At 72.4% G+C, this 14,279-nt stretch carries 8 protein-coding genes; 3 read left to right on the top strand and 5 right to left on the bottom strand.

Going from position 1 to position 14,279, the window contains the following annotated elements; translation table 11 throughout:
- Nucleotides 1-69 precede the first annotated feature (69 nt).
- From ACF088_RS11250 to ACF088_RS11240, 3 genes are read right to left on the bottom strand one after another with little or no spacing between them, the layout of a single operon-like run.
- The gene (locus ACF088_RS11250) at nt 70-930 is read right to left on the bottom strand and encodes a sugar phosphate isomerase/epimerase family protein (protein WP_392375392.1); all 861 of its coding nucleotides are present in this window, start codon (nt 928-930) and stop codon (nt 70-72) included.
- A complete protein-coding gene (locus ACF088_RS11245) occupies nt 927-2,153 on the bottom strand; it encodes a dihydrodipicolinate synthase family protein (RefSeq protein WP_392375391.1) in 1,227 nt (408 codons plus the stop codon). Before ACF088_RS11245 ends, ACF088_RS11250 begins: the two co-directional genes overlap by 4 nt.
- The gene (locus ACF088_RS11240; RefSeq protein WP_392375390.1) at nt 2,150-3,301 is read right to left on the bottom strand and encodes a Gfo/Idh/MocA family protein; all 1,152 of its coding nucleotides are present in this window, start codon (nt 3,299-3,301) and stop codon (nt 2,150-2,152) included. The genes ACF088_RS11245 and ACF088_RS11240 overlap by 4 nt, the downstream gene beginning before the upstream one ends.
- A gap of 378 nt (nt 3,302-3,679) precedes the next feature.
- On the opposite strand from ACF088_RS11240, the gene ACF088_RS11235 reads away from it, so the two are divergent.
- The 3 genes from ACF088_RS11235 (at nt 3,680) to ACF088_RS11225 (ending at nt 8,186) form a co-directional block, all read left to right on the top strand.
- Nucleotides 3,680-4,708 (top strand): GNAT family N-acetyltransferase, encoded by a 1,029-nt coding sequence (locus ACF088_RS11235; RefSeq protein ID WP_392375389.1) that lies wholly within the window; start codon nt 3,680-3,682, stop codon nt 4,706-4,708.
- Nucleotides 4,709-5,099: 391 nt separating this feature from the next.
- A complete protein-coding gene (locus ACF088_RS11230) occupies nt 5,100-5,963 on the top strand; it encodes a sugar phosphate isomerase/epimerase family protein (protein ID WP_392375588.1) in 864 nt (287 codons plus the stop codon).
- A 384-nt stretch (nt 5,964-6,347) separates the two neighbouring features.
- Complete coding sequence (locus ACF088_RS11225; RefSeq protein WP_392375388.1) at nt 6,348-8,186, top strand: glycoside hydrolase family 3 protein; 1,839 nt, start codon at nt 6,348-6,350, stop codon at nt 8,184-8,186.
- 151 nt (nt 8,187-8,337) lie between these two features.
- Here the strand turns inward: ACF088_RS11225 and ACF088_RS11220 are convergent, their stop codons facing one another.
- Complete coding sequence (locus tag ACF088_RS11220) at nt 8,338-9,756, bottom strand: S28 family serine protease (RefSeq protein ID WP_392375387.1); 1,419 nt, start codon at nt 9,754-9,756, stop codon at nt 8,338-8,340.
- Between the two features lie 324 nt (nt 9,757-10,080).
- Entirely contained in the window at nt 10,081-14,085 is a 4,005-nt protein-coding gene (locus tag ACF088_RS11215; RefSeq protein ID WP_392375386.1) for an ABC transporter ATP-binding protein, read from the bottom strand.
- Nucleotides 14,086-14,279: the final 194 nt, after the last annotated feature.

The raw sequence follows: 14,279 nt of genomic DNA, 5'->3' as shown, positions 1-14,279 counted from the left end.
CGGCATGCGTGCGTCGTCCGGCATGCGTGCTTCGTACGACGTGCGGGCGCGTCACACGACGTGCGGGCGTCATCCGACGTGCGTACGGAAGCGGTCGACGATCTCGGCCAGTACTTCCGTGCCGTTGCGTGCCCACAGCGCCGGGTTGAAGATCTCCACCTCGATCGGCCCGCGGTAGCCGGCCGCGTCGACCCGTTCCCGGAACCACCGCAGATCCACCGCGCCGTCCCCTAGTTGCCCGCGCCCCAGCAGTGCGCCCTCGGGCAGCGGGGTGACCCAGTCGGCGAGCTGGAAGGCGGCGATGCGGGAGGCGGCCTCCTCATCCGGGCCGCCCGCGCGGGCGATCTGCGTGCCGACGGTGTCGTCCCACCACAGGTGGTAGGTGTCCACGACGACGCCCACCTGCCCGGCGGGAAACCGCTCGGCGAGGTCCAGCGCCTGGGCGAGCGTGGAGACTACACAGCGGTCCGCCGCGTACATCGGGTGCAGGGGTTCGAGGGCCAGCCGGACGCCCCGCTGTGCGGCGTACGGGCCCAACTCGCCCAGTGCGTCGGCGACCCGCTCCCGGGCGCCGGGCAGGTCCCGGCTGCCGGGCGGCAGTCCGCCGGAGACGAGGACCAGGGTGTCCGTCCCGAGGGCGGCCGCCTCGTCGACGGCCGCCCGGTTGTCGTCCAGGGCGGCCGCGCGCCCGCCCGGGTCCGGCGCGGTGAGGAAACCGCCCCGGCACAGGCTGGTGACCCGCAGTCCGGCGTCCCGTACGAGCCGGGCGGCCGCGGCCACCCCGTACTCCTGTACCGGGGCGCGCCACAGCCCCACGCCCCGTACGCCGGCCCGCGCACAGCCGTCGGCCAGTTCGGGCAGCGACCACTGCCGGACGGTCTCCTGGTTGAGGCTGAGACGGTCGAGGAGGCAAGGAGGACTGCCGCTCATGCGTCCTCCGCCCCGTATACCGCGAGGAGTTGCCGCATCCGGCGGGCGGCTAGCTCCGGGTCGGGGAACAGGCCGAGTCCGTCGGCCAGTTCGTGGGCGTGCCGCAGGTGCGGCAGTGAGCGGGCCGACTGCAGACCGCCGAGCATGGTGAAGTGGGACTGGTGGCCCGCCAGCCAGGCCAGCAGGACGACGCCGGTCTTGTAGTGGCGGGTGGGTGCCTGGAACAGGTGCCGGGAGAGCGCGAGGGTGGGGTCCAGGACGGCCCGGAACCCGGTGGTGTCCCCGCTGTCCAGGAGGCGTACGGCTGCGGCGGCGGGCGCGGCGAGAGGGTCGAAGATGCCCAGTAGCGCATGGCTGTGGCCGTGGTCGTCGCCCGCGATCAGCTCCGGGTAGTGGAAGTCATCGCCGGTGTAGCAGCGCACCGTCGTGGGCAGCCGGCGGCGCAGCGCCACCTCCCGGGCGGCGTCCAGCAGGGAGACCTTGACACCGTGCACCTTGGTGGGGTGGTCGGTGATGATCGCGAGGAACGTCTCGGTGGCCGCATCGAGTTGGGCGCTGCCCCAGTAGCCCGCCAGCGCCGGGTCGAACATCGGGCCGAGCCAGTGCAGGATCACCGGCCGGGTGGCCTGGCGCAGGAGGTGGCCGTAGAGCTCGCGGTAGTCGTCCGGGCCGGTGGCGGCCCTGGCCAGCTGACGGGAGGCCATCAGGACCGGGCGGCCGCCGGCGTCCTCGACGAGCCCGAGCTGTTCCTCGTACGCGTGCCGGATGTCCGGCAAGGACGCCGGGTGCGGCGGCAGTTGGTCGGCGCCGACGCCACAGGCGAGCAGGCCGCCGACCGCCGCGGCCTCGGCGGCGGTGCGCCGGATCAGCTCGGCGGCGGCGCTCCAGTCCAGGCCCGCACCGCGCTGTGCGGTGTCCATCGCCTCGGCCACGCCCAGGCCGTGTGACCACAGGTGGTGCCGGAAGGCGAGGGTGGCGTCCCAGTCGACGGCGGCCGGGCCGTCCGGGGTGGTGTCGGCCCGGGGATCGGCGACCACATGGGCGGCGGCGAAGACCGTACGGGAGCGCAGCGGGGGCCACGCGGATGCCGGGCGGGTGGCGGGGTCCTTCCCTGGCGGGCGGGTGGCGGAGTCCGCCCCGGGCGGGCGGGGGTCGGAGTCCGCCCCGGGCGGGCGGGGGTCGGAGTCCGCCCCGGGCGGGCGGGGGTCGGCGGGCGCGTTCACCGGCCCGGCTCCGGTACGTCCAGGCGGCGGCCCTCCGCCGAGGACCGCCGCGCCAGTTCGGCGAGCTGGACTCCGCGGGCGCCCGCCGCCAGGTCCCAGCGCCAGGGCTCATCGCGGACGACATGCCGCAGGAACAGTTCCCACTGCGCCTTGAACGCGTTGTCGAAGACGGCGTTGTCGGGGACCTCCTGCCACTGTGCGCGGAACGGCTCGGTTGCCGGGAGGTCGGGGTTCCAGACCGGCTTGGGGGTGTGGGCGCGGTGCTGGACGCGGCAGTGGCGGAGCCCCGCGACGGCCGACCCTTCGGTGCCGTCGACCTGGAACTCGACGAGTTCGTCGCGGTGCACCCGGACCGCCCAGGAGGAGTTGATCTGGGCGACGATGCCACCGGACAGCTCGAAGATGCCGTATGCGGCGTCGTCGGCGGTGGCCTCGTACGGGGTGCCCGACTCGTCCCGGCGGTGCGGGAGGTGGGTGGCCAGCTGCGCCTGGACGGTGCGGACCGGCCCGAACAGCTCGTGCAGGACGTACTCCCAGTGCGGGAACATATCGGCCGCGATACCGCCGCCGTCCTCGGCGCGGTAGTTCCAGGAGGGGCGCTGCGCCTGCTGCCAGTCACCTTCGAAGACCCAGTAGCCGAACTCGCCCCGTACGGACAGGATGCGGCCGAAGAAGCCGCCCTCGACGAGGCGGCGGAGCTTGCGCAGGCCGGGCAGGAAGAGTTTGTCCTGGACGACGCCGTTCTTGACACCCGCTTCCTGCGCCAGCCGGGCCAGTTCCAGCGCGCCCGCGTGACTGCTCGCGGTGGGTTTTTCGATGTAGAGGTGTTTTCCGGCGGCGATCGCCTTCTTCACGGCCGCCTCGCGGGCGGCGGTGACCTGGGCGTCGAAGTAGATGCCGATGGTGTCGTCGCCCAGTACGGCGTCGAGGTCGCAGCTCCAGTGCTCCAGGCCGTGTCGTGCGGCCAGGGCTCGCAGCTTGTGCGCGGTGCGGCCGACGAGCACCGGTTCGGGCCAGATCACCGTGCCGTCGGCCAGTTCGAGGCCGCCCTGTTCCCGCAGGGCGAGGAGGGAGCGCACCAGGTGCTGGCGCTGCCCCATGCGCCCGGTCACGCCGTTCATGGCGATGCGTACGGTCGTGCGTGTCACGGCCCGGCCCCTCTCGCGCACAGCTGGTGGCAGTCCCGCTCCAGTAAGCGCCTTCCGGGCGGCGGGCGCCAGACCGCATGGCGGGACACGAACAGCGGGACACGAACGAAGGGGCGGGTGCCGGCACAGAGGCACGGACGGACGAATGAAGGAACGGATGACACGAAAGAGGGATGTGCGGAGCGGCCCTGGCGGCTTATTCTTGACTCAGTCAAAGGTGAGGGGTCGGCCATGACCACCAGGACACCATCCGATGCACCGCCCGACGCACCATCCGACGCACCGCCCGATGCACCACCCGATGCACCGCCCGACGCACCATCCGACGCACCGCCCGATGCACCACCCGATGCACCACCCGACGCACCGTGCGGGGCATTGCCCGATGCCCCGGCCGACGTCCGCGAGCTGCGCAGATTCAACCGCTTCTATACGAATCTGATCGGCGCGCTCGACTACGGGCGGCAGCTGTACACCCCGTTCACCCTCACCGAGGCGCGGGTGCTCTACGAGGTCGCCAACCATCCGCGGGTGGACGCCGCGGATCTGCGCACCTCGCTGTCACTGGACGCCGGCTATCTCAGCCGGCTGCTCGGCAAGTTCGAGGACCGCGAGCTGATCACCCGCGGCAGGTCCGAGCAGGACCCCCGGCGGCAGCGCATCACGCTGACCGAGGACGGCCGGGAGGCGGCCGGCCTGCTGGAGGAGCGCTCCCAGGACGCCGCAGGGACGCTGCTGCGGCGGCTGCCGGCCGCGGACCGCGCCCGCCTGGTGGAGGCGATGCGCACCGTCCGCGCCCTGCTCGACGACGGCGCGGAACAGCCAGGCAAAGGCGAGGCACAGCCCGGTGAGGGGACGGAACAGCCCGGTGCGGGGGCGGAACAGCCCGGTGAGGGGACGCGGCAGCCGCCCGGGGAGCGCGCGCCCGAGGTCACGCTGCGCACCTCCCGCCCCGGTGACCTCGGCTGGATGGTGGAGCGCAACGCCGCCCTCTACGCCGCCGAGTACGGCTTCGATCTGAGCTATGAGGCGCTGGTGGCCCGGATCGTCGCGGAGTACGCCGAGAACTTCGACCCGCGGTGGGACCGCACCTGGATAGCGGAGCTGGGCGGGGAGCGCGTGGGCGCGGTGATGTGTGTACGGGACGGCAGACCGGGGGTCGCCCGGCTGCGACTGCTGCTCATGGAGCCGGGCGCCCGGGGGCACGGGGTGGGGCGGCAACTCGTCGACTCCTGTATCGAGTTCGCGCAGGAGGCCGGGTACGGCGAGATGGCGCTGTGGACCAACTCCGTCCTCGGCGCGGCCCGCGCCCTCTACCAGCGGGCCGGATTCGAGCTGGTCGCCGAGTCGGCGCACCACAGCTTCGGGCAGGACCTGGTCGGCCAGGACTGGCGGCTGACGCTGTGAGTCCACGGTGACACGGTGACGCTGTGAGTCCACGGGTGACGGAGCGGGCCGGCGGGCGATGAAGACGGGGAGGGCGGGAAGGACGGAAGGACGGAAGGACGGGGGGACGGGGGGGACGGGAAGGACAGCGATGACGGCGTAGGCGACATGAGCGACACGAAGGAGCGCAGGCATGGCCCCCACGGATCGCACGGACGGCAAGCGCACGGACGGCAAGCGCACGGACGGCAGGCACCCGGACAGCAGGCACACGGACGACAAACGCACGGACAGCAGGTCCACGGGCAGGAGGACCACAGACAGCAGGACCACGGATGACAGGCACACGGACGACAGGCACACGGACAGCAGGACCACGGACGGCAGGACCACGGACGGCAGAGTCCCTGCGATGCGCTACGCGTTTTCGACCCTCGGTGTGCCGGGGATGCCGGTGGCCGAGGTGCTGCGGCTGGCCACCGATGCCGGGTATCAGGGGGTCGAACTGCGGGCCCATCCGGAGGAGCCGGTGCATCCGCTGACCGGGGCGCGGGAACGGTCCGCGGTGCGGGGGCAGTTCGCGGACGCCGGTGTGGAGATCCTGGCCGTTGCCGGATATGCCCAGGTCGCCGCCGCCCGCGATGCGGCGGGCGAGGCGGAACTGGCACACGAGCTGGCGGAGCTGGTGGACCTCGCCGCCGATCTGGGGGCGCCGTACGTCCGGGTCTTCCCCGGCGGTGGCGACCGCCCGGCGGCCGAGGCGGACGCGGACGCCGCCCGCCGGCTCGCCGCGGTGGCGCCGCTCGCTGCCGAGCGGGGCGTCCGGGTCCTGCTGGAGACCCATGACTCGCACCGGACCGGCGCGGCCGCCGCCCGTGTGCTGGGCCTTGTGGGTCATCGCCGGATCGGAGCGCTGTGGGATGTGCAGCACAGCTGGCTCGGCGGCGAGGAGCCCGTCGACACCCATGCCGCGCTCGCGCCGCATCTGGGTTATGTGCAGGTCAAGGACGTCGCCTCGGCCGAGGAACGCACCCCCCTCCCGCTCGGTGCCGGCACCCTGCCGCTGGCGGCCGCCCTGGGCACCCTCACCCGGGAGCCCGAAGGCGCCCACGGCCCGGTGCCGGCTCCCGAGGGCACCTACGACCAGGGCTCGGGAGGCTGGCTCTGCTGGGAGTACGAGAAGCGCTGGTATCCGGAGGCGGCCGACCTCCCCGCCCTGCTGGCGCCGGGCCGCGCATACCTCCAGCGACTCCTCGGCGAAGGCGCCCCCTCCTGACCCCGGGCCGAGCCCGTCCCCTCTTGCCCCCGGGCCTGCCCGCCCGCCTGCCCCGCCCGCCTGTCCTGCCCGCCTGTCCTGTCAGCCCGTCCGCCGGCCCCTACCCGCCTACCCGCCTACCCGCGCCTCCGCCTCTCCGCGCCCCCGCACCCCTACCTCTCCGCCTCCCTACCTCCCTACCTCCCTACCTCTCCGCCTCTCCGCCTCTCCGCCTCTCCGCCTCTCTGCCTCCCTACCGACGCCCCATCACATATTCGCGCCCGCCCCGCAATACCTGGGCGCCATCACGAATCGAGTCATTGACCGACAATAGTTTTCCGGCTATCCGTGTCTCCTTGGAAGTTTCCTTCAACGATTCGAGGAAGCCCTCCGGAAGGAGCGCACATGCACTCCAGACGTACCGTCCTGACCACCGCGGCAGCCGCGGCAGCCGCTGCCGCGGGCGGCGCGACGCCCTCCATCGGACACCAGCCCCCCTCCCTCGTATCCGCCCCCGTATCCGCCCCCGCCCCCGCCACCCGGGCCCGGCTGCGCCGCCTCATTTCCCGTATGACACCGCAGGAGAAGGCCGGCCAGCTCTTCGTCATGCGGGTCTACGGGCACTCCGCCACCGACCCCGACCCGGCCGACGCCGCCGCGAACCAGAAGGAGATCGGGGTCGCCAACGCCGCCGAGCTGATCGCCAAGTACCACGTCGGCGGCATCATCTACTTCGGCTGGGCGCACAACACCCGTGAGCCGCACCAGATCGCCGACCTGTCCAATGGCATCCAGAAGGCCGCCGCCGCCCAGCGGGTCCCCGTTCCGCTGCTGATCTCCACGGACCAGGAACACGGCATAGTGGCCCGGGTCGGCGCGCCCGCGACGCTCTTCCCCGGGGCGATGGCGCTCGGCGCGGGCGGCTCCCGCGACGATGCGCACACGGCGGCCAGGATCGCCGGCGAGGAGCTGTACGCCATGGGCATCCGGCAGGACTACGCACCGGACGCCGACGTCAATATCAACCCCGCCAACCCGGTCATCGGCGTACGGTCCTTCGGCGCGGACCCGCAGGCCGTGGCCCGTATGGTCACCGCCGAGGTGAAGGGCTATCAGGGCGCCGGGATCGCCTCCTGCGCCAAGCACTTCCCCGGGCACGGCGACACCGACACCGACAGCCATATCGGGCTGCCCTACATCCACCACACCGCCGAGGAGTGGGAGCGGCTGGACGCGCCGCCCTTCAAGGCCGCGATCGCCGCCGGGATCGATTCGATCATGACGGCGCATATCGTCGTGCCCGCCTTCGACCCGAGCGAGGACCCGGCCACCCTCTCCCGTCCGATCCTCACCGGCATCCTGCGCGAACGCCTCGGCTACGACGGTGTGGTGGTGACGGACTCGCTCGGCATGGAGGGGGTACGGAAGAAGTACGGCGACGCCCGGGTGCCGGTGCTCGCCCTGAAGGCCGGTGTCGACCAATTGCTGAACCCGCCGGACCTCGCCGTCGCACACGCCGCCGTCCTCAAGGCGCTGCGGGACGGCGAGCTGACCGAGCGGGAGCTCGACGCCAAACTGATGCGCATCCTGCTGCTCAAGGAGCGGCGCGGACTGTTCAAGGACCCGTACACCACCCACCGCGCGGTCGACCGGGTGGTGGGCATCCGCAGTCATCTCGCGACCGCGGACCGGATCGCGGACCGTACCACCACGCTGCTGCGCAACGATGCCGGGATGCTGCCGCTCTCCCGGCGACGGGAGCGGCGGGTGCTGGTGGCGGGCGTCGACGCGGCAGCGCCGTCCGGCACCGGCGGGCCGCCCACCACGGTTCTGGCGAAGACCCTCACCGAGCTGGGCTTCACGGCCACCGCGCTCTCCACGGGCATGGCGCCGACCCAGCAGCAGATCGACGAGGCGGTGGCGGCGCTCGGCGAGCGGGACGCGGTGGTGGTGGCGACGTACAACGTGACCGCGGACTCGCGCCAGCGGAAGCTGGTGGCAGCGCTGCTGGCCACGGGCAAGCCGGTGGTGCAGCTGGCGGTCCGCAACCCTTATGACATCGCCCAGTTGGACGGCGTCAAGGCGGCCCTGGCGAGCTACTCCTGGACGGATGTCGAGCTCCGGGCGGCAGCCCGGGTGATTGCCGGCCGGCGGGACCCGGCAGGCAGACTGCCCGTCGCGATAATGCGCGCCGACGCCCCGGCGCAAGAGCTCTACCGGATCGGCCACGGCCTGGCGTACTGACCGGGAGACGGACACGGCGCGCTCCCCCTGTCCCCGGGGAGCGCGCCGTTCCGGTCATCGCACCGCGGCCGCCGGGCGCTGTGGCGCGGCGGCGTGCGGCCTCACGCCTCACGCCTCACAGCCTCACGGCTCACGGCTCACGGCTCACGGCTCACGGCCTCAGCATCGGCATCCGCCGGACCTCCTGCTTGTCCAGCTGCTTGTCGTACGGCGCCAGCGGTGTGGCCTGGCCGGCCGGGGCCTGGACTCCGGCCCAGTCGAGCAGCTCGGCGGTGGCCTTGGTGCGGTCGGCTTCCGCCAGCTTCGCGATGTTCGAGCCGTGGTTGCCACCGGGCACGGTGAAGACGTACGAGTCCCGGGCCCCCTTGCCGACCTCGAAGTGCTCCGAACTCCACGGGTCGTACTGGCCGTTGACGAACATCATCCGGTTGGCGTGGTGCCGCACCCAGTGATCGACGTCGGGAATCGCGCGCTTGTCGAAACGCATCGGGATGTCCTTCGGCACGAACGACCGGGAGTTGTTGATCCCGGGGTACTTCAGCAGGCCGGCCAGCTGCGGATAGCCGTAGCCGGGCTCACCGAGCTGGGTTCCCGCCTGGTAGTAGTACGGCGTGTACGGCTCCATGCCCTGGTCGGTGTAGCTGTCAAAGCCGCCGACCTTGTCCATCCACTTCCACAGGTCGTCCGTGGAGACGGTCGGCTTGGGCACCTCGGCACAGGCGGTCTCGGCCGGCTGGTACTGCCAGAACCCGAACACCAGGTCCGTGACCATGACTTCATAGGCCCGGTCGGCGCTGCCGACGGTCTTGAAGGTCTGCTTCTCCTTGTCGGCCCAGTCCTGGAAGCGCTTGACCATCTCCCCGCGGCGCAGCAGGGCCTCACGCTCGATGGCGGCGAGGTCGGTGCGGCACTGCGCGGTCCCGACGGTCTTGAAGAACCGGTCGTACGCCGAGTCCTCGTCGTTGCGTACGTCGTTGGGCGCGACGTAGGCGACGGTGCCGTCCATGTCGTGCGGGAAGAAGCGGCGGTAGTACGTGGCGGTCATGCCGCCCTTGCTGCCGCCGGTGTCGATCCAGTTCTTGCCGTAGATCCGGTGCAGCGCCTGGAAGATGCGGTGCTGGTCGTCGGCGGCCTGCCGGATGTCCAGCTTCTTCCAGTCGGTGGGCGCGGGCCGCGACGGGGTGAAGTACCGGTATTCCAGGGAGACCTGATTACCGTCGATGATCTTGGTGGGCTCGCTGCGGGACGGTGTGGTGTTCACGTTGTACCCGGAGGTGAAGAACACCGTCGGCCGGTCCACCGACTTGTGCAGCAGCGTCAGCCGCTGCTGGAAGGTCCCCTTGGCGGGGTGCCGGTGGTCAACCGGCTGGGTGTAATTCAGTACGAAGTAGCGGTAGCCGTCGACCGGCTTCTCCTCGATGAGGCTCATTCCCGGGATCGCGAGGATCCGGTCCTTGATGTCCCCGGTCTTCGGCTCGGCGGCGGTGGCCGCTCCTGCCGACGCACTGCCGGCTCCCGCCGTGCCTATGAGCACCGCGAGCGACAGCAGCCATCTGGTGGCCTTGCGCATGCACCCTCCCCTTGGGATAGCAAAGGTCGGGCTGAACCTATCGGCGCGACCGGGGTGCCACCAGCCCCTGGCGCCGTTCGGCGGATCGGCAGGCCGCGGCTACGGCCGGTGCGCGGCCCGGCGGAGCGGCCTCGGGCGTGGGGCCGGGGGGCCGGGGGGCTTGTCGAAAACTCCGTCGGCGCAGGTGGCAGGCGGGGCGCCGACCTCATGAGGACGGCACCCGGGACGTCACCCGAGACATCCCACGCCACGTCGCAGACCGCAGACCGCAGACCGCAGACCGCAGACCGCAGACCGCACACTGCACGCCTCGGCGCGCAGGTCTCACGCCGCGAGTTCCTCCTCCTCGCCCGTGAAGGTCCGCCACAGTTCCGCATAGCGGCCGTCGCGGGCCAGGAGCTGCGCATGGCTGCCGTCCTCGATGATCCGGCCCTGGTCGAGCACCACCACCCGGTCGGCGCGGGCCGCGGTGGTCAGCCGGTGCGCGACGATCAAGACGGTGCGCGCGCCGGCGCTCGATGAGGGGTGGTGGTCGGGCGAGGGAAGGGCGGTACGGCGCCCGCCGAGCCGGTCGGTGGCCTGGTTGACGACCGCTTCGGTGGCCAGGTCCAGGGACGCGGTGGCCTCGTCGAGCAACAGCACGTCCGGGTCGACGAGTTCGGCGCGGGCCAGGGCCAGCAGCTGGCGCTGGCCGGCCGAGAGGTTGCGGCCGCGCTCGGCGACCTCGTGGAGGTAGCCGCCGTCGAGGGTGGCAATCATCGCGTGGGCGCCGACGGCCCGCGCGGCGGCCTCCACCTCGGCGTCGGTGGCGTCCGGACGGCCGTAGGCGATGGCGTCGCGGACCGTGCCGGCGAAGAGATAGGACTCCTGGGGGACCACGCCGAGGCGCCGGCGGTAGCCGGTCAGGTCCAGCTCGCGCAGGTCGGTGCCGTCGACCCGGACGGCGCCCGAGGACGGGTCGTAGTACCGCGCGACCAGCTTGACCAGGGTGGACTTGCCGGCGCCGGTCTCGCCGACGAAGGCCACGGTCTGGCCGGCCGGGATGGTCAGCGCGATACCGGCCAGCGCCGGTCCGCCGCCCCCGCCGTAGTGGAAGTGCACATCGTCGAAGGTGATGGCGCCGCGCAGCGCGGGCACCTCGCGGGGCCGCGCGACGGCCGGGAACGGGGGGCTCCCCTGCTCGAACGAAGCTGAGAACTCGGGGAAGGCCGGCTCGCGCAGCAGTTCCTGTATCCGGCCGAGCGAGACGGATGCCTGCTGGTAGCCGTCGAAGACCTGGGAGAGCTGCTGGACGGGGGCGAAGAACAGGTCGATGTAGAGCAGGTAGGCGACCAGCGCACCGGCGGTGAGGGTGTGGGAGCCGACCCGGTCGGCTCCGACGATCAGCACCAGCGCCGCCGCCACGGACGACAGCAGCTGGACGAACGGGAAGTAGACGGATATCAGGAACTGGCCGCGGACCCGCGCCCGGCGATAGGCGTCGCTGCGGGCGGCGAACCGCTCCGCGCCGCGCCGCTCGCGCCGGAACGCCTGGACGATCCGCAGTCCGGCCACGCTCTCCTGGAGGTCGCCGTTGACGACGCTGATCCGCTCGCGGGCCAGCTCGTACGCCTTCACGCTCTGCTTGCGGAAGAAGTACGTGCCGATGATCAGCGGCGGGAGGGTGGCGAAGACGACCAGGGCCAGCTGGAGGTCGATGGCCAGCAGTGCGACGAATATCCCGAGGAAGGTCAGCAGCGAGACGAGGGCGGTGACCAGACCGGTCTGAAGGAACGTGGACAGGGCGTCCACGTCCGTGGTCATCCGGGTCATGATCTTGCCGGTCAGTTCCCGCTCGTAGTAGTCGAGTCCGAGGCGCTGGAGCTGGGCGAAGATCTTGAGGCGGAGGGAGTACAGAATCCGTTCGCCGATGCGTCCGGTCATGCGGTTGCCACCGATCTGCGCGGCCCACTGGGCGAGGACCACGGCCAGGGCGATGGCAGCGGCGGTCCAGACGCCGATCAGCGCGCCGCGGCGGACGCCCTCGTCGATGCCCTGCCGGATCATCACCGGCAGCAGCAGCCCGGCCAGCGCGTCCACGGCGACCAGCGCCAGCGCGAAGGCCAGCGGCCCGCCGAAGCTGTGCAGCAGCCGGCGCAGACCGTAGGAGCGCTCGGGGCGCACCGCCCGGTCCTCGTCGACGTCGGGGGTGTCCGTGGCGGGCGGCAAGGCTGCGACCTGGGCGAGGAGTTCGGGAGTAGCAGGGAGTCCGGCCATCGCGGCGCCGATGCCGGGGCCGGCCGCGGCGGCCGCGCGGGCCGCCATCCCGGCTCCGCCCGCCTCGGCCTCCTGCTCGCGGCGGACCCAGAGTTCGGGGGTGACCGTGCCGTCCGCCCCGGTGGGCCCGTCGGTGTCCGCTGCCGCGTCCGGCGCCGGCAGCCCGGCGGCGAACTCGCCGTCGAAGGCGCCCTCCAGTTCACCGACCGGGTCCCGTTCGACCCCGCCCAGCTCCTCCGGGTCGGTCAGCAGCTTGCGGTAGAGCGGACAGCGGTCCGCCAGCTCCTCCTGGGTGCCGAGGTCGACCAGCCGCCCGCCGTCGAGGACGGCGACCCGGTCGGCGAGCGCCAGGGTGGAGGCGCGGTGCGCGATGAGCAGGGTCGTACGGCCCGCCATGACGCCGCGCAGCGCGTCGTGGATCTCGTGTTCGACCCGGGCGTCGACCGCCGAGGTCGCGTCGTCCAGGACCAGCAGCCGGGGGTCGGCGAGGATGGCGCGGGCCAGGGCGACGCGCTGGCGCTGGCCGCCGGACAGGGTCAGCCCCTGCTCGCCGACCTTGGTGTCGTAGCCCTCGGGGAGCTCGGAGATGAAGCCGTCGGCCTGGGCGGCGCGGGCGGCGGCGCGGATCTGTGCGTCGGTGGCGTCCGGGTGGCCGTAGGCGAGGTTGTCGCGGACGGAGTCGGAGAACAGGAAGCTGCTCTCCGGGACCAGTCCGATGGCGGCCCGCAGCGACTCCAGGGTCAGGTCGCGCACGTCCTGGCCGCCGACCAGGACCCGGCCCGCGGTGACGTCGTAGAAGCGCGGCAGCAGCAGCGAGACCGTGGACTTGCCGCTGCCGGACGTGCCGACCACGGCGACGGTCTCCCCGGCCTCGATGCGCAGGGAGAAGTCCTCCAGAACGGGGCGGGGGGCCGGGGCGCCCGGGGCGGCGCCGTCCGCGTCCTCGTGCAGCGGCGCGTACCCGAAGGTCACCCGGTCGAACTCGACGGTGGCGGGGGCGTCGGCGGGCAGCTCGTGCGCATCGGCCCGTTCCTTGATCGACGGCTCGGTGTCGATCAGCTCGTAGACCCGCTCCACGCCGGCCCGCGCCTGCTGGCCGACGGTCAGCATCATCGCCAGCATCCGGACCGGTCCGACCAACTGGGCGAGGTAGGTGGAGAAGGCGACGAACGTGCCGAGGGTGACCTGGCCCTGGGTGGCCATCCAGCCGCCGAGGGCCAGCATCGCGACCTGGCCGAGCGCCGGGACGGCCTGCAGTGCGGGGGTGTAGCGGGCGTTGAGCCGGACCGTGCGCAGGCGTCCGGCGAACAGCCGGCGGCTGACCTCGCGCAGCTTGCCGGTTTCCTGCTCCTCCTGTCCGAAGCCCTTGACGACCCGCACGCCGGAGACCGCGCCGTCCACGACCCCGGCGACGGCGGCGGCCTGCCCCTGGGCGTACCAGGTGGCGGGGAAGAGCCGGGCGCGGCTGCGCTGGGCGATGAACCACAGGGCGGGGGCGACGGCCAGCGCGATGACGGTGAGCAGCGGTGAGAGCACCGCCATCACCACCAGCGAGATCAGGAACAGCAGGACGTTCCCGATCATCATCGGGAGCATGAACAGCAGGCTCTGGATCAGCTGGAGGTCGCTGGTGGCGCGGCCGACGACCTGGCCGGTGCTCAGCTCGTCCTGTCGCCGGCCGTCGAGCCGGGAGATCGCGCCGAACATCCGGGTCCGCAGGTCGTGCTGGGCGTCCAGGGCGAGCCGGCCGCCGTAGAAGCGGCGGATGTAGGTGAGGACGTAGACCACGACCGCGGCGACGACCAGCAGACCGGCCCAGGGGCCGATGGCGCGCTCGTGCTTGACGATGACATCGTCGATGATCAGCTTCGGGACGAGCGGGACCAGGGCCAGCACGGCCATCCCGGCGAGCGAGGAGCCGAGGGCGAGCAGCACGTCCTTTTTGTACTGCCAGCAGTCGCGGATCAGCCGCCGCGCCCAGCTCGCTCGTTTCCTATCCGTCCCCGCCACCCGGTGCCTCCCGCGCCTCGACTCTCGACGCCTGGCACCAACACCGCGCGGGGCGGATTTCATCCCGCCGCAACAATTCTCCGGGCGGGGAGCGCACGCCCCGCGTCTCCGGGCGGGGAGCGCACCCCCGCATCCCCGGACGGGAAGCGTGCGCCCGCACGGCAGACGGCCCCGCCCCGGGTGGTCCGGGAGGGGCCGTCTCCGGCGGGGCCGTACCCGAGGGGCCCGTACCCGACGGGGCCGTACCCGACGTGGCC

Origin of the sequence: Streptomyces sp. NPDC015125 (assembly GCF_043080045.1) — a bacterium.
Taxonomy (GTDB): domain Bacteria; phylum Actinomycetota; class Actinomycetes; order Streptomycetales; family Streptomycetaceae; genus Streptomyces.
Note: the sequence above shows the minus strand (reverse complement) of the source record. Positions and strands in the feature narration are given on the sequence as shown.

Bases quoted from the DNA above. Each gene is read 5' to 3' on its own strand.
- ACF088_RS11220 (WP_392375387.1), bottom strand. From the start codon at position 9,756: ATGCGCAAGGCCACCAGATGGCTGCTGTCGCTCGCGGTGCTCATAGGC.
- ACF088_RS11225 (WP_392375388.1), top strand. From the start codon at position 6,348: ATGCACTCCAGACGTACCGTCCTGACCACCGCGGCAGCCGCGGCAGCC.
- ACF088_RS11250 (WP_392375392.1), bottom strand. From the start codon at position 930: ATGAGCGGCAGTCCTCCTTGCCTCCTCGACCGTCTCAGCCTCAACCAG.
- ACF088_RS11230 (WP_392375588.1), top strand. From the start codon at position 5,100: ATGCGCTACGCGTTTTCGACCCTCGGTGTGCCGGGGATGCCGGTGGCC.
- ACF088_RS11215 (WP_392375386.1), bottom strand. From the start codon at position 14,085: ATGAAATCCGCCCCGCGCGGTGTTGGTGCCAGGCGTCGAGAGTCGAGG.